Origin of the sequence: Budvicia aquatica DSM 5075 = ATCC 35567, assembly GCF_000427805.1 — a bacterium.
In the GTDB taxonomy this organism is placed as follows: domain Bacteria; phylum Pseudomonadota; class Gammaproteobacteria; order Enterobacterales; family Enterobacteriaceae; genus Budvicia; species Budvicia aquatica.
Genome location: NZ_KE386584.1, coordinates 36,602 through 59,048, shown reverse-complemented (window position 1 = coordinate 59,048; position 22,447 = coordinate 36,602). Strand labels below are relative to the sequence as shown.

The 22,447-nt window shown below is 47.5% G+C and carries 18 protein-coding genes; 13 read left to right on the top strand and 5 right to left on the bottom strand.

What is annotated here, in order from left to right; genetic code table 11:
* Nucleotides 1–125: 125 nt before the first annotated feature.
* The gene (locus tag YWE_RS0121880) at nucleotides 126–1,193 is read right to left on the bottom strand and encodes a LacI family DNA-binding transcriptional regulator (protein WP_029096382.1); all 1,068 of its coding nucleotides are present in this window, start codon (nucleotides 1,191–1,193) and stop codon (nucleotides 126–128) included.
* A 350-nt stretch (nucleotides 1,194–1,543) separates the two neighbouring features.
* Here YWE_RS0121880 and YWE_RS0121875 point away from each other — a divergent pair, with 350 nt between their 5' ends.
* The 3 genes from YWE_RS0121875 (at nucleotide 1,544) to YWE_RS0121865 (ending at nucleotide 6,345) form a co-directional block, all read left to right on the top strand.
* Entirely contained in the window at nucleotides 1,544–2,857 is a 1,314-nt protein-coding gene (locus YWE_RS0121875; RefSeq protein WP_029096381.1) for an MFS transporter, read from the top strand.
* Between the two features lie 53 nt (nucleotides 2,858–2,910).
* Nucleotides 2,911–5,286 (top strand): glycoside hydrolase family 31 protein, encoded by a 2,376-nt coding sequence (locus YWE_RS0121870; protein ID WP_029096380.1) that lies wholly within the window; start codon nucleotides 2,911–2,913, stop codon nucleotides 5,284–5,286.
* 309 nt (nucleotides 5,287–5,595) lie between these two features.
* Nucleotides 5,596–6,345 (top strand): FCD domain-containing protein, encoded by a 750-nt coding sequence (locus YWE_RS0121865; protein WP_029096379.1) that lies wholly within the window; start codon nucleotides 5,596–5,598, stop codon nucleotides 6,343–6,345.
* Nucleotides 6,346–6,398: 53 nt separating this feature from the next.
* On the opposite strand, the gene YWE_RS0121860 is transcribed toward YWE_RS0121865, so the two are convergent.
* Nucleotides 6,399–7,547 carry a 4Fe-4S binding protein gene (locus YWE_RS0121860; protein ID WP_084167166.1) on the bottom strand — a complete coding sequence of 383 codons (1,149 nt, stop codon included), beginning with the start codon at nucleotides 7,545–7,547 and terminating at the stop codon, nucleotides 6,399–6,401.
* Nucleotides 7,548–7,847: 300 nt separating this feature from the next.
* On the opposite strand from YWE_RS0121860, the gene mgtE reads away from it, so the two are divergent.
* On the top strand, nucleotides 7,848–9,275 hold the full coding sequence (gene mgtE / locus YWE_RS0121855) for a magnesium transporter (protein ID WP_029096377.1): 1,428 nt from the start codon (nucleotides 7,848–7,850) through the stop codon (nucleotides 9,273–9,275).
* 97 nt (nucleotides 9,276–9,372) lie between these two features.
* On the opposite strand, the gene panE is transcribed toward mgtE, so the two are convergent.
* Nucleotides 9,373–10,308: a 2-dehydropantoate 2-reductase gene (panE, locus tag YWE_RS0121850; protein WP_029096376.1), complete on the bottom strand. Its 936-nt coding sequence runs from the start codon at nucleotides 10,306–10,308 to the stop codon at nucleotides 9,373–9,375.
* Nucleotides 10,309–10,583: 275 nt separating this feature from the next.
* On the opposite strand from panE, the gene ivbL reads away from it, so the two are divergent.
* The 3 genes from ivbL to ilvN all read left to right on the top strand — a co-directional run bounded on the left by ivbL (nucleotide 10,584) and on the right by ilvN (nucleotide 12,778).
* Entirely contained in the window at nucleotides 10,584–10,682 is a 99-nt protein-coding gene (gene ivbL / locus YWE_RS30795; protein WP_127526500.1) for an ilvB operon leader peptide IvbL, read from the top strand.
* A 113-nt stretch (nucleotides 10,683–10,795) separates the two neighbouring features.
* Nucleotides 10,796–12,484 carry an acetolactate synthase large subunit gene (ilvB, locus tag YWE_RS0121845; protein ID WP_029096375.1) on the top strand — a complete coding sequence of 563 codons (1,689 nt, stop codon included), beginning with the start codon at nucleotides 10,796–10,798 and terminating at the stop codon, nucleotides 12,482–12,484.
* A 3-nt stretch (nucleotides 12,485–12,487) separates the two neighbouring features.
* The gene (ilvN, locus tag YWE_RS0121840; protein WP_029096374.1) at nucleotides 12,488–12,778 is read left to right on the top strand and encodes an acetolactate synthase small subunit; all 291 of its coding nucleotides are present in this window, start codon (nucleotides 12,488–12,490) and stop codon (nucleotides 12,776–12,778) included.
* Nucleotides 12,779–12,885: 107 nt separating this feature from the next.
* Here ilvN and YWE_RS0121835 read toward each other — a convergent pair whose 3' ends face one another.
* Entirely contained in the window at nucleotides 12,886–14,067 is a 1,182-nt protein-coding gene (locus tag YWE_RS0121835) for an MFS transporter (RefSeq protein WP_029096373.1), read from the bottom strand.
* 334 nt (nucleotides 14,068–14,401) lie between these two features.
* On the opposite strand from YWE_RS0121835, the gene YWE_RS28330 reads away from it, so the two are divergent.
* The 5 genes from YWE_RS28330 (at nucleotide 14,402) to YWE_RS31265 (ending at nucleotide 19,673) form a co-directional block, all read left to right on the top strand.
* Nucleotides 14,402–15,136, top strand: coding sequence for a phosphatase PAP2 family protein (locus YWE_RS28330; protein WP_036016864.1), 735 nt, complete (start codon nucleotides 14,402–14,404; stop codon nucleotides 15,134–15,136).
* Nucleotides 15,123–15,710 carry an undecaprenyl-diphosphate phosphatase gene (gene ybjG / locus YWE_RS0121820; protein WP_029096372.1) on the top strand — a complete coding sequence of 196 codons (588 nt, stop codon included), beginning with the start codon at nucleotides 15,123–15,125 and terminating at the stop codon, nucleotides 15,708–15,710. The genes YWE_RS28330 and ybjG overlap by 14 nt, the downstream gene beginning before the upstream one ends.
* Nucleotides 15,711–16,285: 575 nt before the next feature.
* Nucleotides 16,286–17,458, top strand: coding sequence for a collagen-like triple helix repeat-containing protein (locus YWE_RS0121815; protein ID WP_029096371.1), 1,173 nt, complete (start codon nucleotides 16,286–16,288; stop codon nucleotides 17,456–17,458).
* A 106-nt stretch (nucleotides 17,459–17,564) separates the two neighbouring features.
* On the top strand, nucleotides 17,565–19,298 hold the full coding sequence (locus YWE_RS0121810; protein ID WP_029096370.1) for a ShlB/FhaC/HecB family hemolysin secretion/activation protein: 1,734 nt from the start codon (nucleotides 17,565–17,567) through the stop codon (nucleotides 19,296–19,298).
* Nucleotides 19,299–19,442: 144 nt separating this feature from the next.
* Nucleotides 19,443–19,673, top strand: a complete 231-nt coding sequence (locus YWE_RS31265) for a hypothetical protein (protein ID WP_127526499.1) — start codon at nucleotides 19,443–19,445, stop codon at nucleotides 19,671–19,673.
* On the opposite strand, the gene YWE_RS0121800 is transcribed toward YWE_RS31265, so the two are convergent.
* Nucleotides 19,662–20,459 carry an IclR family transcriptional regulator gene (locus YWE_RS0121800; RefSeq protein WP_036016861.1) on the bottom strand — a complete coding sequence of 266 codons (798 nt, stop codon included), beginning with the start codon at nucleotides 20,457–20,459 and terminating at the stop codon, nucleotides 19,662–19,664. The genes YWE_RS31265 and YWE_RS0121800 overlap by 12 nt on opposite strands.
* 974 nt (nucleotides 20,460–21,433) lie before the next feature.
* On the opposite strand from YWE_RS0121800, the gene yiaK reads away from it, so the two are divergent.
* Nucleotides 21,434–22,432 (top strand): 3-dehydro-L-gulonate 2-dehydrogenase, encoded by a 999-nt coding sequence (gene yiaK, locus YWE_RS0121795; protein WP_029096367.1) that lies wholly within the window; start codon nucleotides 21,434–21,436, stop codon nucleotides 22,430–22,432.
* Nucleotides 22,433–22,447: the final 15 nt, after the last annotated feature.

The following is a 22,447-nucleotide window of genomic DNA, read 5'->3' as shown; positions in this document are numbered from 1 at the left end:
GCTGCGTTCCCTCATCCGAATCACTTAGCTGAGTAAGCTCATCGGCACTACTCGAATTATTTTGACCATGGCTTAATTATAGTTGCTAATCACTATTTTACTATTTGAGACCTAAGCCGGTTTAATCAGTCATATAGCCGGTGGTCTATCGCCGTATTATTTTTATAAGCGCTGGCCGGTTTTACCGACTCTTTAACTGCCAGTTTCCCCTGTAATAACTGAGTTCGGTACGAGGACTCCGGCCGGAGAATTCGTTGCTGTAATAGGTTAATGGCTTCTTCCCCCAACTCACTGCACGGAACCTGAAGAGAAGTGAGTTCAATACCATGGATAGCGCTAATACTAAAGCCGTCCATGCTCATGACTGAGATATCTGCGGGCACCGACATCCCCATGTTTTTTAGCGCATTGATAGCGCCGGCTGACATAAATTCCCCTCCGGCCAAAATGGCTGTCGGGTAGTCTTCAGGCGCGGTTTGGCTGAAGTATTGACCGATCGCCAGTTCTGATTCAGCGGTGCTGAAACCCGATGTGGTAACCAAGTGCAGGGGCTCAATAAATTCGATATTGTTATCAATATAGGCCGATTTAATACCACTTAGCCGCCGTTCCATAGTGATTCTTCTCGGGCAGATTAGCGTCAGTATTTTTCGATGCCCCTGCCTGATTAAGTAGTTCGCTGAAAATTCACCAATAAGGCGATGATCCGGAGCAACGCAGTCTAGCTGCATACTTTTATCGTAGCAGTTGATTAATACGCAGGGCTTTTTTAAATCGGCGGCCAGAGTGTGAATATGAGGGTCATCAATACCAATAATCAGCGCGGCTTCGGTCATCGGATCGGTAATTCTTTCCAGAAACAGCGACGTATCGCTGTTATTTTCCTCAATGCCGCAATAACGAATGTGAACTTCACGTTTTTCTAATGCCTGAACGACACCCTGAATCACTTTGTGATAAAAGACGTCGGTGCGGATATCAAACGCTCTGGGCGGCGCAAAGATTGTCAGGTGGTTGAGCAACAGCCTTCCACCGTAAATATCACTCAGAATTCCTTGGGATTTTGCGTAATTCATCACCAAGCTTTTGGCTTTATCGCTGGTATTGGACTTACCGGCCAATACTCTGGAAACGGTACTGATCGAAAGGCCAGTCGAGTCTGATATTTCACGAATTTTTAGCTTTCCGTTCATTTTGTGATCTCCTTCAAATTAGCAAATGAAAAAATTCTCATGGCCAGTGATTGCATCAATATAAGGTTTATTTGATCAATGTGAATGATTTTTAGTCACTCCATGAGAATTATTGCAAATAAAGCCGTTGTAGCCAGGATTCTTTTATCGCTATGTTTATTTGGTAAACCAATTTCTCTTACTGGTCAGATAAATTTTTCGGTGGGTATGATTATAACCAAATGATTATTAAAATTTTTATTTTTCATTAGTGTTTTTCTCATATTCAGAACACCTGATACATTTGACTGACTCTGCCAAATTGAACCGGTATTGGGAAATTTCCCACAAAATGGATGATGGAGAGTGCGATGAGTATTGATGTTAAAGAATCGGGCGAAGAAGCCTTTTCTACCCGCAGAAAATGGAAGTCTTTAAGATGGTGGATGCTGGCGCTATTTTTACTTGGCGTGACCGTCAACTACATTACCCGTAACTCATTGGGTATTTTGGCCCCGGAGTTAAAGACCAGTCTTAATATGACCACTGAGCAGTACTCGTGGGTGGTCGCCTCTTTCCAGTTAGCCTATACCGTTTTTCAGCCAATATGTGGCTGGTTGATCGATGTGATTGGCCTTAAGTTAGGTTTCTTAATTTGCGCCAGTATTTGGGCCATAGTTTGTATGATGCATGCCGGTGCCGGTAGCTGGCTGCAACTGGCGATTCTACGTTTCTTTATGGGCGGCGCTGAAGCTGCCGCAACGCCAGCGAATGCCAAAACAATTGCTGACTGGTTCCCGAGAAAAGAGCGTCCGGTTGCTGCCGGTTGGGCCGGCGTCGGTTTCTCCATTGGTGCCATGCTGGCTCCGCCAATCATTGTTGTTGCTCATATCTCGTTTGGCTGGCAGGGGGCATTTTTGTTCTCCGGTGGCTTAGCACTGCTTTGGGTCGTATTGTGGTGGTTGTTTTACCATTCACCTGAAGATCACCCGAATCTGAGCAAAAAAGAGCTGGCCTTTATCCGCCAGGACAATGAGCCGGATACTGAAAAGCTGCCTTTCTTTAAGTCTCTGCGAATTCTAAGCAAAAATAAAAAATTCTGGGGAATCGCCATCCCGGCTTTTTTGGCTGAACCGGCATGGGCGGTATTTAGTTTTTGGGTTCCTTTATATCTGGCCAATGAGCGCGGAATGGAGCTAAAACAGATCGCTATGTTTGCCTGGCTACCTTTCTTAGCGGCAGATATCGGCAGCGTAGCCAGTGGATACATGACTAACCTGTATCACAAAATATTTGGTTTCGGTCAGATTAACTCGGTGATCGCCAGCTCGGTTACCGGCGCTTTTATGATGATATCGCTGGCCTTTGTGGCGATCACCAAAGATCCCTATATCGCCATTGCTCTGATCTCCGTGGGGGGGTTTGGTCATCAGGTTATTTCCTGCATGTTAAGTGCGCTGGTGGTGAATAACTTTGATAAGAGTCAGGTTGCAACGGTGAATGGCCTGCGGGGTTCATCGGCATGGATCGCCAGCTTCTTATTTACTCTGCTTATTGGCGCCGTTTCCGACACGATCGGCTTTGGGCCACTGTTTGTTGCCATGGGCTTCTTTGACCTGATTGGTGCCGCATTCCTGATTTTCCTGTTTGCCGAACGCCGTAGTCAAAAAAACACTCATGCCTGAATTTATTTTTTCCGGCAGTGAAGATACTGCTGATAACCAAGAAGATATTTGCTATGAAGACATTGAAAAACTGGACGTTAAAACAACAGCATTCTGACCACGTTGAGCTTTGGGTCGATAATCGCCATACCTTTTGCCTGTACGTTCTGGAACAGGATCTGTTTCGGGTGTTAGTTAAGCAAAATAATACCCTGGCGCTGGACAGAACCTGGTGTATTGCTCCCAAAGATGATGTGCCATGGGAAGGTCGCCCTCGTCTGAGCGTTGAAGGATTCTCTCTGCCAGCGTATCGGTTAGAACAGGCTGAAAACCACTTAGTTATCAGCACCGATAAGCTACGGGTTACGGTCCATCAGCCGCTATGGCTGGAGTGGGAATTTAAAAATGCTCAAAACCAATGGCAGGCGCTGACCTCCGATCGCTCAACCGGTGCCTATATGTTGAATTCACACGGCGATGGCGTTGCGCACTATCAGCGGCGCTATGGTCAGGACCAGGTGTACGGGCTGGGTGAAAAATCGGGCGATCTTAACCGCAGCGGGCGTCGTTTCGAGATGCGTAACCTTGATGCGATGGGATATAACGCAGCATCAACCGATCCTTTGTATAAACATATTCCGTTTACAATAACCCGTCGGGAAGGCGTTAGTTTTGGCCTGTTTTATGACAACTTAAGCAGTACTTGGCTGGATTTAGGCAAAGAGCTGGATAACTACCATCTGCCTTATCGCCGTTATCAGGCTGAAGCGGGCGATATCGACTATTACCTATTCCTTGGGCCTCAAGTATTAGATGTGACGAAGAAGTTCGTTCGTTTAACCGGTAAGACGCTGTTCGGGCCCAAGTGGAGCCTTGGCTATAGCGGTTCTACTATGTCATATACGGATGCGCCGGATGCCCAAAATCAGCTTCAGCAGTTTATTAGCTTATGCAAACAGCATGATATTCCTTGCGATTCATTCCAGCTTTCATCGGGTTATACCTCGATTAATAACAAACGTTATGTGTTTAACTGGAACTACGACAAAGTTCCTCAGCCAAAGGTATTGAGTAAAGCATTCCTCGATGCCGGTTTTAGACTGGCGGCAAATATCAAACCTTGTTTGCTACAGGATCACCCTAGATACCAGGAAGTTGCTCAGGCGGGGCTATTTGTTCGGGATTCTGAAACCGGTGAGCCGGAACGCTCAGTATTCTGGGATGATGAAGGTTCTCATCTGGACTTTACCAACCCTGAAACCATTCAATGGTGGCAGAGCAACGTCACCAGCCAACTGTTGGAGATGGGGATCGGTTCTACCTGGAATGACAATAATGAGTTTGAAGTTTGGGATCGGGAAGCGGTATGTCACGGATTCGGTAAGCCGATAGCCATTAAACATATTCGCCCGGTGATGCCATTATTGATGATTCGCGCTTCGATGGAAGCTCAGCAGCGATTTGCACCAGAAAAACGCCCGTATCTGATTTCCCGTTCCGGCTGTGCCGGTATTCAACGCTATGTTCAGACATGGAGCGGAGATAACCGCACCAGTTGGCAAACCCTACGTTATAACACCCGTATGGGGGTTGGAATGAGTTTGTCCGGTCTGTATAACTTAGGACACGATGTGGGTGGCTTCTCTGGCGATAAACCTGATGCAGAGCTGTTTGTTCGCTGGGTTCAGAATGGTGTAATGCACCCGCGCTTTACTATCCATTCATGGAATGATGATCATACGGCCAACGAGCCTTGGATGTATCCGGAGGTGACTCCGGCGATTCGTAATGCGATTAATCTGCGTTATCGACTGATCCCTTATTTTTATAATTTACTCTGGCAGGCTCATCGCGATGATGAACCGATGATTCGCCCGACCTTTTTAGACCATGAACACGACGTAAATACCTTTAGTGAAACGGATGATTTCCTTATCGGTCGTGACCTGCTGGTTGCCAGCGTAGTAGAAGAGGGGCAGCGTGAGCGCTCAGTTTATCTTCCTGCTAATCAGACCGGCTGGTATTGCTTCTATACCGGTGAGTGGTTTACCGGCGGTCAGACTATTGTGGTACCTGCGCCGCTGGAACGTCTGCCTTTGCTGGTCAGAGCCGGAAGTGTATTGCCTGCTTCAAGATGCCTGTGTTCAACGCAGCTGGCAAAAGAACAGGTACGGGAGCTGTATTTATTTCCTCAGCAGGGTAGCGGGTCATCATCAGGCGATATTTTTGAGGATGACGGTGAAAGCTTTGACTATCTGACTCAGAATGCGCTCTGGTTGGATTGGACGCTTACCTCAGATTCGCAGCGTATTGACCTGACTATTCAGACCAAAGGCCGTTATGTGCCATCATGGGATAAGCTAGTGACAATATTGCCTCAGACCGAAACCCGCCCTCTGTTTATCAATGGCGAGCAAGTTAGTGAGGTTGTATTGGCTTCACTCTGCTGAGACCGTTGATGCATGAGTAGTGATAAGCCGTCGTAATGGCGGCTTGATACTGATGAAACCATTACATTTTATATTTGCATCGGTTTCATCCGCAAAAGAGACTTCGGAGTATAGTGACTGTCTTGAGGTCAACGGACGATGTTTTTTTAGGTTCAATGGGCTGGCTGCGATGACCTAACGGACCGTGATTTATTACTTAGCTTAGATATGTAATAACTTAAATAGGCTAAATATCATTCAGTTAATGGGTAAGGCTGGTAGACTTGTTATAATCAGCCATATTAAAAAGCGTAACGTTGGGGATATTACATGTCAGATGCTAAACGCCTGTACCAAAAAGTCGGTCAGGAACTGAGGGTAATGCTAAGTTCAGGCAAGTTTGAGATAGGTTCTCGCTTGCCGCCGGAGCGTGAAATTGCCGCTCAATTTGAGGTTAGCCGCGCAGTTATCCGTGAAGCATTAATTATGTTAGAGCTGGAAAGCCTGATTGATGTCCGCAAAGGCTCAGGTGTTTACGTGATTAATCTGCCTGATAATGTAAAACCAGCACAATCGGCAGCCGATGATGTTGGCCCGTTTGAAATGTTGCAGGCCAGACAATTACTTGAAAGCAATATTGCCGCCTTTGCCGCAACTCAATTAGTTAAATCTGATATCGCTGATTTACGTAACGCTCTGGAGCAAGAACGCCTTGCGCTGGAGAGCGGGCAAACTAACTATGACGGCGATGAGCTGTTCCATACTTTAATTGCCAAAGCGACACAGAACTCACTGTTAGAAGATATGGTGCACGATCTTTGGGTGCGCCGAAATAACAGCGCCATGTGGCAAAAGTTACACACCCATATCAGTAATCAGGACTATCGACGCAACTGGTTAAGCGACCACCAAAAGATCCTACAGGCATTGCAATGTAGAGATCCGCAGGGCGCCCGTCAGGCAATGTGGCAGCATTTAGAAAATGTAAAGCAGACCTTGATGGTTCTGTCTGACTCCGACGATCCCGGTTTTGACGGATATCTTTTTGACTCTGTGCCGGTTGAGGGGAAGGGGGCTTAATATTAATAAGCCCCGGACTATGTTGTTATCCCGTTGATATTGATTGTTTTGATTCAGGGATGTCCTAGCATTTGGCTCTGTGGAATCAACCGTTGGTAAAATTGTTCCGGGAGTTTGGTATCCCAGTGTCCTGCGAGTTTGGCATAGCCAATAGTACCGCCCAGGATCAGGGTCAGAATCAGCGCGATAGCCATACCGGACAATCCGGCACTGCGGGTTGCTCCCGGTTGACCTTTGGGCCTAAAGGCCGAAAAGACCAGAGTATCCTTCGCCGGACAGGATTCAACGCATGACATACAAGCGGTGCATTCCACCGTTCTGACCTGAATCAGGCGATCGACAGGAATACGTGACGGGCAGGCTTTAGCGCATTTTCCACAGTCGATACAAGAGTCGGGGTTACGGCGTACTTTAAACGGTGAGAACAGAGAGAACAGGCCAATCAGTGCGCCATAAGGGCACAGATAGCGGCACCATAGGTTTTGAACAAACAGGCTGCCGATCGTCAGCACGATAACGGAAATTAGCGTCACCTGCCCGATATTACGGAAGAAGTTCAGCATTTTTACGTCAGCTATCAGCCCATAAGGTGACATCAGAAATCCCTGAATAGCCTGGACCGGCATCGGAACAACCAAATAGAGGAAAAAAGCCAACAGCAGATATTTCAGGCTGCGCAGCGGAATATCCAGCCAACGCGGAGGAGAAAAATGCCGGCCGAACAGCTTTTTGCCTAATGCACCAAGCGCTTCAGATAGCGTGCCCACCGGACATAACCAGGAGCAAAATGCTTTTTTGAGCAGTAATCCCATGGCTAAAAATGCCACTAAAAGCAGCATCGATGCGGCATGGATAGGGGGAATATTCCAGGTTTCGAGAAAATACTTTAAATTCATCAAACCTGCGATAGGCAGCCAGCCTTCAATACCCGCCGGGCGTTCAAGGTAGAGGCTATTTCCGCCGGTTTCATAAAACCGAACCCAGATATAGAAAGTGACGCAAATATAGATGTTGATGACAACAAACACCGACTGAGCAACATGTCGCCATGTCTTAGCATTTTGCTGGCTATTCCACGGCAGTTTTCCGCCCTTGGTGCCGGGGCGGCGGATCAGTTTTTTTCTCGACCGGGTCGCCGCCTTATCGATGTCATCATCGGCATCGTTATTTTGGGCATTGATCTGTTTTAAATGAGAATTCATATCTTATCTTCGTCATTGAGCGAGCAGCATAATCTTCAAATATCGATAAAACATACCATGTAGAATATATCGGAACAGGTATATTGCATTTTAAATGCGTCTTTATTGAGGTAGATCGTGTTTTGGGCTATGAAGTAGATTATTTAATGTGTTGCAGATAATCGGCTGATATTAATCTCGAACATCCACTAAACTATTTGTGATACCGCAGGGTATGCTATGGGCAGAAAGGCCGGAGCCGACGATCAAATGTGAAAAAAGAGCCCGGAAATCAGTCACTATTAATGAGCAATGACTTTTATGCAGGACAATAAATTAACCAATACCAAGCTAGAGAGAAATAGAAAACGGATTCTGGAATTATTATCAGATAACCTGTTAGTTGCTGCTATCGACTACGGTAAACAGACCAAAAGCTTATCGGATCCCTCTCTGGATAAAGAGATTCATGAAGCCCATAAGTTAGTTAATTCTCTGCACGCCGCCGACCTTGCGGACTTACTTGAGTCACTGCCGAATAATAAACGCCGGGCCGTCTGGGCCCTGATGGGGGATAAAAAACGCGGTAAAACGCTGATAGAAGCCTCTGATACCGTATGGGACAGCCTGACTGAAGATATGAGCGATCGCCAACTGCTGGCGGCTCTTCAGCATTTAGATCTGAATGAACAGGCCTATCTGGCCGGATACTTACCCCGTGATTTAGTTGAGCAATTACTGGCTTCTCTGGATGCGCATCAGCGTGCCAGAGTGAGCGAGATCATTCATCTAGGCCATGACCGAGTCGGTGGTTTGATGGACTTCGAACTTATCGCTATTCGGGATGATATTACATTAGGGGCCGCGTTACGGTTTCTACGTAAGCGTAAAAAGATTGCAGATTCAACCGATAAGCTGTTTGTTATCGATCGGGAAAACCATTTACTCGGTGAGCTACTGATTACCGATATGCTGCTTAATCCCCCGCAGACTAAAGTTTCTGAGCTAATGGTAAAGGAGCCGCTGACTTTTTTACCCGAAGATGATGCTGAAGAGGCTGCCGGTGCGTTTGAACGCTATAACTTGATTAGTGCGGCGGTGGTTAATCACCAGAATAAGCTGATTGGCCGGTTAACGGTCGAAGATGTGGTCAACGTAGTATTGGAAGAAAGTGATAACGATCTGCGCAGAATGGGCGGGGTGTCTGAAAAAGAAGATATCTTCTCACCGATATTGGTTTCGGTACATCGCCGTTCAGCATGGCTGGCAATCAACTTATGTACGGCCTTTGTGGCTTCACGGGTGATTGGCCTGTTTGAAAACACCATTTCTGAGCTGGTGGCACTCGCCACCTTAATGCCGATTGTGGCAGGTATTGGCGGTAATACCGGTAATCAGACTATTACAATGATTGTCCGCTCATTGGCTCTACACCAGATTCGTTCTGAAGATATGCCTTTCTTGATGCTGCGTGAGCTGGGCGTCGCCATTATTAATGGCATTGTCTGGGGCGGAATTATGGGCGGAGTGACCTATATATTGTACGGCAATCTGGCTATGGGCGCGGTCATGACTTTAGCCATGATCCTGAATTTATTGCTGGCTGCGCTGATGGGGGTGATTATTCCGATGACCATGAATCGGTTGGGAAGAGATCCTGCCATAGGATCAAGCGTCATGATTACTGCCCTTACTGATACCGGCGGATTCTTTATTTTCCTTGGCTTGGCAACGCTGTTTTTAATCTAAATGATGGTGAACGTGCTGAAAGATATTCAGTGTATATTTCTTCAGTACTGCGCATAACCGATGGTTATATGCAGTACTGATTAATATCACCGACTGATTAATTTTCTGTCCGCTGTTTTTGATGCTCATAGGCTTTTAAATGGGTATAAGCGGTATACAGCAGTGGTAAAGAGGCTTTCTGCATATTTTGCTGCTCAGCCCGATAAATCAGGTCGCCAACGATTTGATCGGATTCGATCCGGCTGCCGTTAAGCAGATCCCGATACATTGAGGCGGTCAGGGTTGATCCCGGTACTAATAACATGGAATGAGCCCGTTCGACTGACGGTGAATAGCCTGATGCTAGTGCAACACTGCGTATTTCTTCTATCAGCCCCAGAATAAACTCTTTACCATGCGGTGATGCGACTATATCGCCGATTGGCGCGCGCATCAGGCAGGTTCCGGCAGCCAGCGAGGCGAGGAATAGCCACTTTTCCCACATCGCTAACATGATGTTTTCACTGAGCTCGGAGTCAAATGCTGCCTGTTTTAAGATGCCGGCAATAGCCACTACGCGTTCGCTAAGCGTGCCGTCACGTTCACCAAAGGTGATGTTATGAATTGGCGTCATGCGATGAATCGTTCCGTCGGGCTCAACGGTGGCGACGATATTACATAACCCGCCAAGGACTTTTTCTGCTCCGAAAGCGTCTTCCAGCGCATTGATATGCCGCATGCCGTTAAGCAGCGGCAGAATAATGGTGTTACTGCCGACGGCTGGAGCTATCGACTGAATTGCACTATCCAGATCGTAAGCTTTACAGCTCAGCACGATCACATCGTAGGGCTGTTTTATCTCTTCACTTAGTACGGTAGGCGGTGATTGTAGGGTGCTCAATGAGCCATCCGGATTCTTAATAACCAGTCCGTTTTGCTTTAATCGTTTTGCCCGCTCGGGACGGACCAGAAAGGTGACATCCTGATTAATTTCAAGCAGTCTGCCGCCAAAATATCCGCCTACGGCTCCCGCACCAACGGTAAGAATACGCATATAACTCCCCTTGATTGATGGATAAACAATCAATGTCAATTGAGACAAAGCTGAATAACAGATTCTCCAGAATAGACGTAAAACAGGTTTTAGAATAGATAATGTGTGGGGTTTAGCAATGGTTTGTTTGGCGGTATATGCGGATATTCCATATTTAACCTTGTGATCTTGCGCACGATTTTCATTGATGGCGAATAAACCTATTGTGTGTAGCGATTCAGTATGTTTATCTATATTCAGATTTCTATCATAAACAACATTAATTCAGGACCCACATGACCTCAACTATGCCTACTTCGATTCGACTCATTACCGCGCTACCAGCCGCGGTAGTCGTCGTGCGTGTGGTGGTGGTCGTCGGCAGTGCGCCGTAGGGTCTGAATCAACGCATCGATTTCAAAACCCCGCCGGCGCAAACCGGGCGGGGTTTCTTGTTTTAGTCCCCCTAACCCGAAAAAGCGAACCGGCTTAGAAGAAGGACTGGAGCATGGCAATTTCGGCAAACCCACCGCAGGCACAGCGTATTACTGGCGCACAACTGATTGTACAACTGCTTGAACTTCACGGCATTACCCGTGTCAGCGGTATTCCCGGTGGCACAGTGCTACCGCTTTATAACGCGCTGAGTCAAAGCACTAAGATTCAACATATTCTGGCGCGCCACGAGCAGGGCGCCGGCTTTATCGCGCAGGGCATGGCGCGTACCGAAGGCAAAGCGGCGGTGTGTATCGCCTGTAGTGGCCCCGGCGCAACGAACTTAGTTACAGCTATTGCTGATGCCCGTCTGGACTCCATACCGCTAGTTTGTATTACCGGCCAGGTAGCCACTTCGATGATTGGTGCGGATGCATTTCAAGAAGTAGACACTTATGGTATCTCCATTCCTATCACTAAACACAATTATCTGGTGCGTAATATTTGTGAACTGCCACAGGTGATTTACGACGCCTTCCGTATTGCACAGTCTGGCCGCCCGGGGCCGGTATGGGTTGATATTCCAAAGGATGTGCAGACTGCTGAAATCGATATCAGTGAGCTGCCAGCGGTTTCTGAACTTACGCCGGCACCTCAGTTTGAGCCACAGCAGATTGAAGATGCTGCTGCAATGATTAATCAGGCCCAGCGCCCGGTGCTGTATTTGGGTGGTGGTGTGATTAATGCCCATACTAAAGTCCGGACGTTGGCCGAACAGGCAAATTTACCGACCACGATGACGCTAATGGCGCTGGGAACACTACCGGCTAAGCACCCGCTGTCGTTAGGCATGCTGGGCATGCACGGGACACGCAGCACTAACTTTATCCTGCAGGAAGCCGATTTACTGATTGTATTGGGGGCACGCTTTGACGATCGGGCTATCGGTAAAACAGAACAGTTCTGCCCGAATGCCAAGATTATTCACGTCGATATTGACCGTGCGGAGCTGGGCAAAATTAAACAGGCTCATATCTCCATTCAGGGAGACGTCGGCGAAGTGCTGGAGCAACTGCTGCCGAAGATTAATAGCGACCAGCGCCAGCAGTGGCATCAACAGGTTGACGCGCTGAAGAGCCAGTTTCCGTGCAATATGCCGGGCGTAAACGATCCGTTAATGCCCTATGGTTTGATTAAGGCTGCCGCTGAATGTGTTGATGATGACGCGATTATCACCACCGATGTAGGCCAGCATCAGATGTGGGTAGCACAGGCTTATCCGCTAAATCGTCCGCGCCAGTGGCTAACTTCCGGTGGCCTGGGGACGATGGGTTTCGGTCTGCCTGCCGCCGTTGGTGCTGCACTGGCAAATCCACAGCGTAAAGTCCTGTGCTTCTCTGGTGACGGTAGTTTGATGATGAACATTCAGGAAATGGCTACCGCAGCCGAACACAATCTGGATGTTAAAATCATCCTGATGAACAACCAGGCGTTAGGATTAGTTCATCAGCAGCAAACCCTGTTCTATCAAAAAAATATTTTTGCCGCCACTTACCCGGGGCAAACCAACTTCCTTAAGATTGCCGAAGGGTTTGGCCTGTCAACCTGCGACCTGAACGCGGCAGAAAATCCGCAGGCAGCGCTGCAAGAGGCGATATCACGACCGGGACCTAGCCTGATCCACGTACGTATCGACACTGATGAAAAAGTATTCCCTATGGTGCCGCCGGGCGCTGCAAATATTGAGATGATTGGAGAGTAAGCCATGCAACAACAAACGTGTTCAACAGTGACCTTAGAGCTTACGGTTCGTAACCATCCGGGTGTGATGTCGCATATTTGTGGTCTGTTTGCCCGTCGGGCATTTAACGTGGAAGGCATTCTCTGTCTGCCGCTGCAAGACAACCAGCACAGCCGTATTTGGTTACAGGTAGCCGACGATCAGCGACTGGAACAAATGATCAGTCAAATCGAAAAGCTGGAAGATGTGCTACATGTCAAACGTGATACCGATGAATCAGGCGTATTCAGCCGACTGACAATGCTGGTGCAGTAATCTCAGAGTAGTATTTGCCCGGATTCGTATTCCGGGCTGATTCCTGTACCGGTGTCATATATACATGCGTCACCGGTATGGAAGATCTGATAGACGTGAATTTTTTCTTATTTAACGATGTATCTGGCGCTACCGGTTATGACTAACATCAAGACCGCAATGGCGCTAAAAGCAAAGCTCAGGCTAATGGCATGCGATATAAACCCGATAAGTGCAGGGCCGGCGAGTATCCCTAAATAGCCCATTGTAGTGACCGCAGTAATCGCCAAATTGGTCGGCATTTGACTTTGGTTTCCGGCAGCGGAAAACAGGATAGGAACAATATTGGATGCACCCAACCCGATAAGGGCGAATCCAACCAGCGTGATCAGATCGTTAGTACCATAAACCACCAGAGCCAGACCGGTTGCGGTTGTCAGGCTCCCGGCAAGCAGAACCTTAAAATTGCCGAAGGTTTTAACAATAAGATCCCCGGTAAGTCGGCCGAAGGTCATGGTAAAGGCAAACAGCGTAAAGCCAATTCCACCCTCGGCAGTGGCAAAATTTTTGACCGTAGTCAGGAATACCGCACTCCAGTCAAGAATTGCACCCTCAACCAAAAAGCAGATAAAACACAATATACCGATAAAGGCGACCTTCCCGCGGGGGAGAATGAATATTGGCGATTTTTCCTGATGCCCTTGATTGGCATCCATTACATTGGCATAGGGCAGCATATGACGCGCGCCAAACAGCAGCAAAAGAATAATGCAGGCTACGGCGGCCAGCGTAGTAGTCAATGTTGCTATCCCCAGGGTAAGTAACAGGCTAACGCCACCGGCACCAATAATACATCCCAAACTATATAAGCCGTGGAACCCTGACATCATGGGTTTTCCGCTGGCCTTCTCAACCAGAACTGCTTGAATATTTATCGCTACGTCAATGGTGCCTACGCTGGCACCAAAGATGAAGAGCATGATGCCTAATGTCATAATTGAAGGTACGGTGGCCAGCAGAGGGAGGCACAGCATGATAAAAATTGCGGCGCAAATAATCACTGCACGGCAACCAAAGCGTTCTGCCAAAGAGCCGGTCATTGGCATAGCACAGATTGATCCGATGCCTAAACAGAGGAGAAGCAGTCCAAGAGTGGCATCGTCCATTCCAATGCGCAGTACGGCATAGGGGACCAGCGGTGCCCAAACTGACATTCCCAGCCCGGCAATAAGAAAACCCACTCTTGTGGCATGCTGCTGTGCAACGCCAATGGGCTTACGTGAAGCCAAGGGAATGGTGTGGTCTGACATGGATAACTCCGGTGAGATGATTTATCGCAATATAAATGCTTATACCCGTCCTACTTCAGGCTGCATCTTTGTTGGCTGCGTTCGCTCGCTTGCCGCCGCGATGAAACTCGAATTATTTTGGCTATATGTTAACAGTAATAACATGTTAGCAAACTCACCATACTGAGTATGTACTCCTGATATAAATATTACGTCGCAACTGCCTTCCTCGTTACCGCTTAAATCCACCCTCTTAAGTTTTCACTAATAATTGCTGATTATGCTTGGGCCATTCATTCAGTAAGCGCCCGAGTCATCATGATGCGAAAGCGGGAGAGCGGTGGAGAAATTAACCATGTCGAATCATTTGAGTACCGTCAGCATGTTGCCTGCGGAGTTCTATCGTCGCCAGATTTTGGGTTTACTGATTATGGCCGTGGTTTTTGGGTCTGTTTCTCAAAATAGCCGATTAGATTTTTGGATAACGGACTTTTGGTATCAGGCATCTACGCATAGCTTTCCTTGGAAAGACAACTATTGGCTGGAGCTGATTAATCATAAAGCAATGAAGTACATGATTATTATCAGTGCCATATGCGCTCTCTTTTGGGGTGTTTACCAGAGAAATATTCAGTTGGTAGTAACAATGTTATTGATGGGCTTAGGTGTTTTAGCCGTAGGCATATTGAAAGCGGTCAGTATTCATTCCTGTCCGTGGAGCCTGACGGAGTACGGCGGAAGTGCGGCTTATATCCCTTTGCTTACCTCGTTGCCTGCCGGTGCTAATTCGGGGCCGGGATCTTGCTTTCCCGGAGGTCATGCGTCATCAGGATTTAGCCTAATGGCCCTGTTTTTTCTGCTGTATCCCTTAAGGATTAAAGCCGCGTGGCTTTGCTGGTTAGCGGGGCTTTTGCTTGGCATGGCTATGGGGTTTGGTCAGGTAATGCGCGGTGCTCATTTTCTTTCTCATAATCTGTGGTCTGGCTGGTGGGTGTGGTTGACTCAGGTTTTATCTTATTGGCTGATAAGCCATTGCATTGCTTATTATGGTCGTCATTCTCAGAGGGTTCTAATCAATGGATCAGCTTAATCATCAACTCTTTTTGCTAATAAATGCTACCCCTGAGTCGCCGGAATGGCTAATTCAATTTGCTGATTTTATCGCCGTTTACGCGATAAATATTATTCCAGTGGTATTGCTGATTGGCTGGCTATGGCTACCTCAGCGTAAGCTGGTACTAAAGATAATCATCGCATTAGCCATCGCCGTTTTGACAGCAAAAATGCTTTCATCTATCTATCCTCATTCCCGACCTTTTGTTGAACATATCGGACATCAGTTTTTGAACCACTCTGCAACACCCTCTTTTCCCAGCAGCCATGGCACGATTGCATTCACATTTGCACTGGCTTTTATATTATGGGGACGAATCTCTCAGGCTGTTGCGTTTTTCTCTCTGGCATTAATGATTGCCTGGGCAAGAGTGTATCTGGGCGTTCATTGGCCGTTGGATATGTTAGCTGCATTGCTAGTTAGCCTTCTGAGCTGTGCAATAACCCAATATATATGGTCAAGGGTTGGCAGGGTGATATTGGTTAAATCTGCACGTTTCTATCGTTATCTGTTTGGTATTTCAATAAAAAAGAATGGGGTTAAGTACTAAGCTATCTATTTTCCTTTCTTCTGGCTTCTGGTAAATATTGTTCAATTCATTCGCTATATTTCTAACTCTTCAGTTTAGGTGGCGACAGTGATATTAAAATTAGTCACTGTCATCACCACCTTTAAACTACATATTATCATGTTAATGACTGCTTAATCCTTCTATTGATTGGGTATCAAGTTTTATTGATGAAACTTAGTTTAGATACTGTAATCTAATTTTTATATGGTTTTAATCTGACGGCTTTGAGAACGGTTTGGTTTTAATGTTTATTTCTAATATAAAAATAAACATTTTGTTGTTTTTGTATTTAATTGAATTTAATGGTTAAATTTAATTAAAAATTTAACATACATTTCAAATGGTAATTTTTTAGACGGTAGTTTTTATTGTTAAATATTTAATGATAATTGACACATAAAGAATGTGGTCTTTTTGTTGTTTATTATAAAAATAACCCTATTCTATTCATTGAATTAAATGCTCACAAATATATTGCTGACAAAATGGAATAAATTAAAACCAACTCTACAATTAAAATACGTCAGATGACGTTTCTATTGAGGCTATATATCATGAAACCGACAAATATTGGCCGTTTGAGCAAAATAGCATTGGCAATATTACTTGCCTGCTCGCTCGCGGCGTGTAGTGGAGGCGGTGGCGGTGGATTCAACTCTGCAAAAGATAACGGCGGACAGAATTCCGGTATTGGTGGAGATGACGGCTCCGGAAGTGGTGGTGATAACGGAAGCGGTGGTGGTAACAATGGCGGCGGGAATAACGGAGGGGGTAACAATGGAGGCGGCAATAATGGCGGCGGAGATCCCGGCACGACAGATACCACCACAACCACCGGAAATATTCTTAACGATGCAGGCGGGGCGGTTAACGGCGTCGGTGATACCGTAAAAGATCTAGGTGGTATCGTCAGCAACGTCAAACTACCTGATGCCGGCGCTACGGTCGTTCAAGGGGGCGTTACCTTATTAGACAGTACGGGTAATGCGATTAACGATATTGGTAGCGGTATCCAAAATGGCGTCGGGCAGTTAGGTTCCAATCCGAATGCTATCGGCGTTACGGCTGCCGGTGCGGCTAAAGGCGTTGCCGATGTGGGTACCGGCGTTTCCGGGCTGGGCGATACGGTGGCTGACTTAGGTGATACTAAGCTGCTCGGTGTAGTTGGTAAAACCGGCGTGCTGGATACCACCGGAGGACTGGTTAATAAGGTTGGCGATACGGTAACCGTGGTAGGTAACGGTCTGGCAACTGATTTGACTTCAGGCAGTACCGCCCAGGTCACTACGGCGTTAACTGGCGTAGTGACGCCGGTCGTTGGCAAAGTTGAGGGCGTAACTCAGCAACTTGGAGCCGCTACGGGCATTGGTACTCCGGTTGATTCTTTACTGGATAAGGTGGGCGGTACCGTCAGTGGCATTGGCTCTCAGGTAAGTAATAGCGCTCCTGCATTGGGTGGTGTAGGAACGACAGTGACTAACGTCGGTAATGCAGTAAGTGATGCGGGTGGCTTAGTCGATAACGGTACAGCGGGCGGAAGCACTGGTGCTTCTGGTATTGGCGGCGTTGTCGGTGGCGTGGTTAAAGGCGTGACGGGTACGGTGTCCGGCCTGGCCGGCGGAACGGCTAATAATGGTGGTCTGGCCGGCGGTTTGGGTATTGGCGCTGGTGCTAATGTCGGCATAGGCGGCATATTAGGCGGTACCAGCTCAACCCCTAAAAAGTAAATAATTACTATTTATTATCAACTACATATAAAGAAATATAACCACATTCAACGCCTCTCTAAATCGGGAGGCGTTTTTAAAAGTGTCTCGACAGGGTAATTAAACAATGAAAATAAGACAGATCTGCCTGTTTTCTTTACTCAGTTCAGCCGTTGGTGGTGCGTGGGCTGATGTTCTTCCCACCCTAATTGATCCAAATAACCCAGCCCGGCTGGCGCGTGAAGTACCTCGCCCCTCATCACCGCAAGCACCAAGAGATCAAGCTTCGGTTCCTTCTCCCGGCGTTGCAACAAAGTCAGCCGGTTTAACTATGGATACCTTGATTGAGGTAAAACATATTCAATTTATTGGCGGGACCCGCTATCAAAATGACGTGCTGGTTGCTCCGTTCGCCCGGTTTATTGGTAAAACAGTCGCATTGAAAGAGCTGTTGGCCGCCACGCAGTCGATCACGGAAAAATACCATAATGACGGCTATGTTCTGTCCTATGCCTATCTGCCCGCCAATAACTTTCAACAAGGGACGTTGAGGGTTGCTCTGGTTGAAGGCTATGTGGCGAACACCCGGATTCAAAGTGACAACACGGCCGTTGCCCGCTGGTTAGAGCGACTGTCTCATAAGATTATGGCTGACAAACCTCTGACCCAAGGCGTTTTTGAACGCTATACCATTCTGATGTCCCGTACTCCGGATACCAAAGTTACTGTATCAGCGAATAACCCGGATAATATCTACGGCTCAACGGTGATGGATGTTAAAGCCGAACACCCCCATTACTGGAATCTAAGTTCGACGGTGGATAGCCGTAAAAATCAGCAAAAAGCGGTAGTGAATGCCACCTTGAGCGGCCTGACATCTTATGGCGAACAGCTGGGCGTAGCCGCATTGATTCCGATCTCTAACAGTGACGATCGCGAGAATTATTTTGGCCTCAACTATCAGCAATATCTGGGCGACAGTGGTTTACAGATGCAGCTTCGCGGCAGTTATTACCAAAAGAATCCAAAAGATTATACCTACCTGCTGACGCTGCCTCCCTATGATGTGGATATTGATAACAAGTCAAAAGAGACACAGTCAACCGGCGGTATTCAGTTTAACTATCCGTTATTGCTGACGCGCCAGCATCAGTGGACGGTCAGCGGCGCACTAGACTACCTGAATAAAAGCTATGAATATCGTTTTCGGGCTACCCAAGCCGGGCAGACGCTGCCTATTTCTATTCCGGGCGTGGATCAGACATTGCGCTATCCGGCTGCGGAACTCTCTTTGAACGGCTATCGTGAATATAGTCAGGCTTACTGGTCAACCCGTTTCAGCCTGCGTCAGGGTATTGAAGGCGGCGTTGCGCACAGCGATGTGCCGAATACCGATATTGCTTTTACCCGCTGGAGAGGAAACGGAGAGACCGCCTACCTTTTTGATAAGAAGTGGCGGCTTAGCAGCAGCATAGAAGGAGACTGGTCGGATAATAATTTACCAGAACCGGAGCGGGTCAGCTTTGGCGGGTTAAGATTCGGGCGTGGTTATCCCGACGGCGATGCTTCCGGTGACTATGGCTATGGCGGTCAGGTTGAAATGCGTTATCTGCATACCAGAGACAGTATTTGGTTGAATAGCATTCAGCCCTATGTTGTCCTCGATACCGCCCGGACCTACTTCAATGCCGTGCCGGCGAATCGTAAGTTGGCATCTTATGCTGCGGGTGTGACGATTGGTGATGGTAAGCATTATTCATTATCGCTGGAGGGAGCAAGGCCGATTGGGGATGTTCCGAGTGATAGTGATAAGAGGGGGTGGCGGTTTAATGCGACCTTTACATATAATTTTAATAATTAATATTGGGCTCTCTTAGAAGGCAAAGGCTAGATTTTCGATCGGTTTCGGCCGTTAATAGTGATGGGGTTAACTTGGCATTGGTACATCGGCCGAACAAGAGGGGGTAGGCCGACCCCCTCTTGTATCTCCGCGGCCTCGCTACAAATGTTGACCGCAGCGTTGCTGCGGCAACCTCAGTCATCAGAAAGATTCAACGCACCGGCGCAGAGTCGCTCCCGGCTCCACTGCGCCTCGTCCCGCATCCTTGCGGGCCGTGCTATCTTTCTGATTCCTTCGGCAACATTCGTCATGCTCGAGTTGAAGGTCAAGGATGAAATGGGCGTTGAGGCTGTTTATCAGTTTCTCTTACTGTTCTTCGAGTTTTTACGTGGTTAACCCTAGTTCCTCTGAAATCGATTTTGCCGCTTCTTTCAGTGGTTTTATCAGGGTTTTTTCACCAATTTGCTTCAGTTTGGCGGTAGACAGAGAAATAGAGACTGAATAGCTGACCCGCTGGTGGATGTCAAAAACCGGTACCGCTATGCAGGAGACGCCGAGTTCGTTTTCTTCTTTATCCATCGCAAAACCCTGCGTTTTAATCAGCTCCAGCTCTTTATACATCAGCTCAATATTCGTGATGGTATTGCGCGTTAGCTGCTGAATCTGATCCTGATGGCTGTGCCAGTATTCTTCAATGTAGCTTGACTGGCCGTAGGCCATGTAGATTTTTCCCATGGCGGAGCAGTACAGCGGCATATGTTGGCCGATATAGGCCCGGGTGCGCATCATGCCGGTTGTGGGTTCCAGCTTATAGATCAGAATTGCGTGATCGTCTTCACGGGAGGAAAAGTTCACCGTCTCACCGGTAGTGATATTCAGTGATTCAAGGTGCGGAGCCGCAACGTGAATAATGTTGAGTGATGACAAAGATTTTTGCCCGATGGCAATCAACTTGGTGGTTAAGCGATAGCTACCGGCGGCCGGGGCAGGTTTGACATAACCGCAGGAGTGAAGCCCCTGTAATAAACGGTGAACCGTACTTTTGTTCATTTGCGAAAGTTCAGACAGCAGGGCTAACGGGCAACCGTTCGGGTAGTTACTGAGAATTTCAAGCAGTTGAAGCCCGCGAAAAAGACTCTGGCTACCCTGAGGCTTATCTTTAGTGAGATCGTTACCTTTCATATCCGTCAATCGCTCCGATATTTATCTTGATAATGACGATGTTAGCTCAAAGTTAACCTTGGGGCGAAGTAATAGTGATTTATATCCGTGATACTTTTGGTTAGCGATACGCCATCCCCTATATCGTCATCCCGGTGAAAACGCACTGCTGTCCGGGATAAGTAGAGTCCACTCCAACCAATTGATGACAAAATGATTCAATTTAGTTTTATCGTCAATTTCGTCCGCAAAAAGAATGTCGAAATATAATCTTTTTCTAGCGGCCGAGGGGCGATGTTTTTAAGCTCAATAGGCTCCGGGCCTACCTTTCCTACTGGCGCTCCGGCGGCTTTCGCCGCTACGACCCCAACGGACAAAGCCGTAGGGAACGGCGTTGAACAACACGGAGTGTTGGCCCAAAGGGCTGGCGACAGGAAGTAGCCAGTAACGCTCTCCCTGCGTTTGACCCTTTTAAAACCAACATATTGTTGTATTTATCCCGGACAGTAGTGGGTGAAAACGGGGATCCAGCCTTTAGGTTGAATGACAATTTGTGAGCTAAAACCTAGATGATTGTCTGCGCTCACCCTTCGGACCATTCGCTATGCAAATGTTTGCTTCGCCTACGGCTCGCGTTCCCGTTTTCACCGGGATGACGGGAGGGCGGGAATAACGGGAGGGGCACGATGACGATTTAGCGGCATTAACTTTTACTAGAGCAGATAGGTATTAGAAATGCTTAGCTGACATGCACTATCAGATACAGCGATTATTTCCTTTTTTGCGCCAGAGATCCTCGTTTCCAAATTGTGCCCTTCATCACGATCCTGATATTTAATTATTAACTCAATGATATTACGGCATTTTTAAAAAACACACTGCTTTGACTTGATCGTGGTCGATCTGTATTATTTTTGGAATGCAATTTCATATAGTGAAATATATAGATTTAAATATGAACAATGGCGTTCGCTGTTGTCACCAAGGAGAAAGAGATGCGGTTAACCTTTGAACAGTTAAAGCAAGAGTTTGAACGAGTGTTACTGGCCCGTGGTGTAAAGGCGGAGCTGGCCGATGAATGTGCCACTATGTTTGCTCAAACCACAGAGTCCGGCGTTTATTCCCACGGCGTGAACCGCTTTCCACGTTTTATCCAGCAGTTGGAAGCGGGGGATATTATTCCTGACGCTCAGCCAACCAAGGCGCTAGCGTTAGGGGCTATTGAACAGTGGGACGCGCACCGCTCTATCGGTAATCTAACCGCCAAAAAAATGATGGACAGAGCGATCGAACTGGCCGACGGCCACGGTATTGGTCTGGTTGCGCTGCGTAACGCCAATCACTGGATGCGTGGTGGAAGCTATGGTTGGCAGGCCGCTGAAAAAGGCTATATCGGTATTTGTTGGACCAACTCTATAGCGGTAATGCCGCCTTGGGGAGCCAAAGAGTGTCGCATCGGGACTAACCCGCTGATTGTTGCTGTACCGGGTACGCCTATCACCATGGTTGATATGTCGATGTCGATGTTCTCTTACGGCATGCTGGAAGTGAATCGCTTAGCCGGCCGGGAACTACCGGTTGACGGTGGTTTTGATGATCAAGGCAATTTGACGAAAGAGCCGTCAGTGATTGAGAAAAATCGTCGCATTCTGCCAATGGGATACTGGAAAGGTTCCGGGATGTCGATTGTTCTGGATATGATCGCCACGCTCTTGTCAGACGGAGCTTCAGTTGCAGAAGTGACGGAAGATAACTCAGACGAATACGGCATCTCGCAAATCTTTATTGCTATTGAAGTCGATAAGCTGATCTCTGGTGACAATCGCGATGCCAAACTAAAACGCATTGTGGAATATGTTAAAACCGCTGAGCGTTCAGACCCAGAGGTAGCCGTTCGCCTGCCGGGCCATGAGTTTACCCAGCTTTTGGCTGAAAATCGTCGCAACGGTATTAACGTTGATGACAGCGTTTGGGCAAAAATTAAAGCGCTATAGCGCCAAGGAGCAACC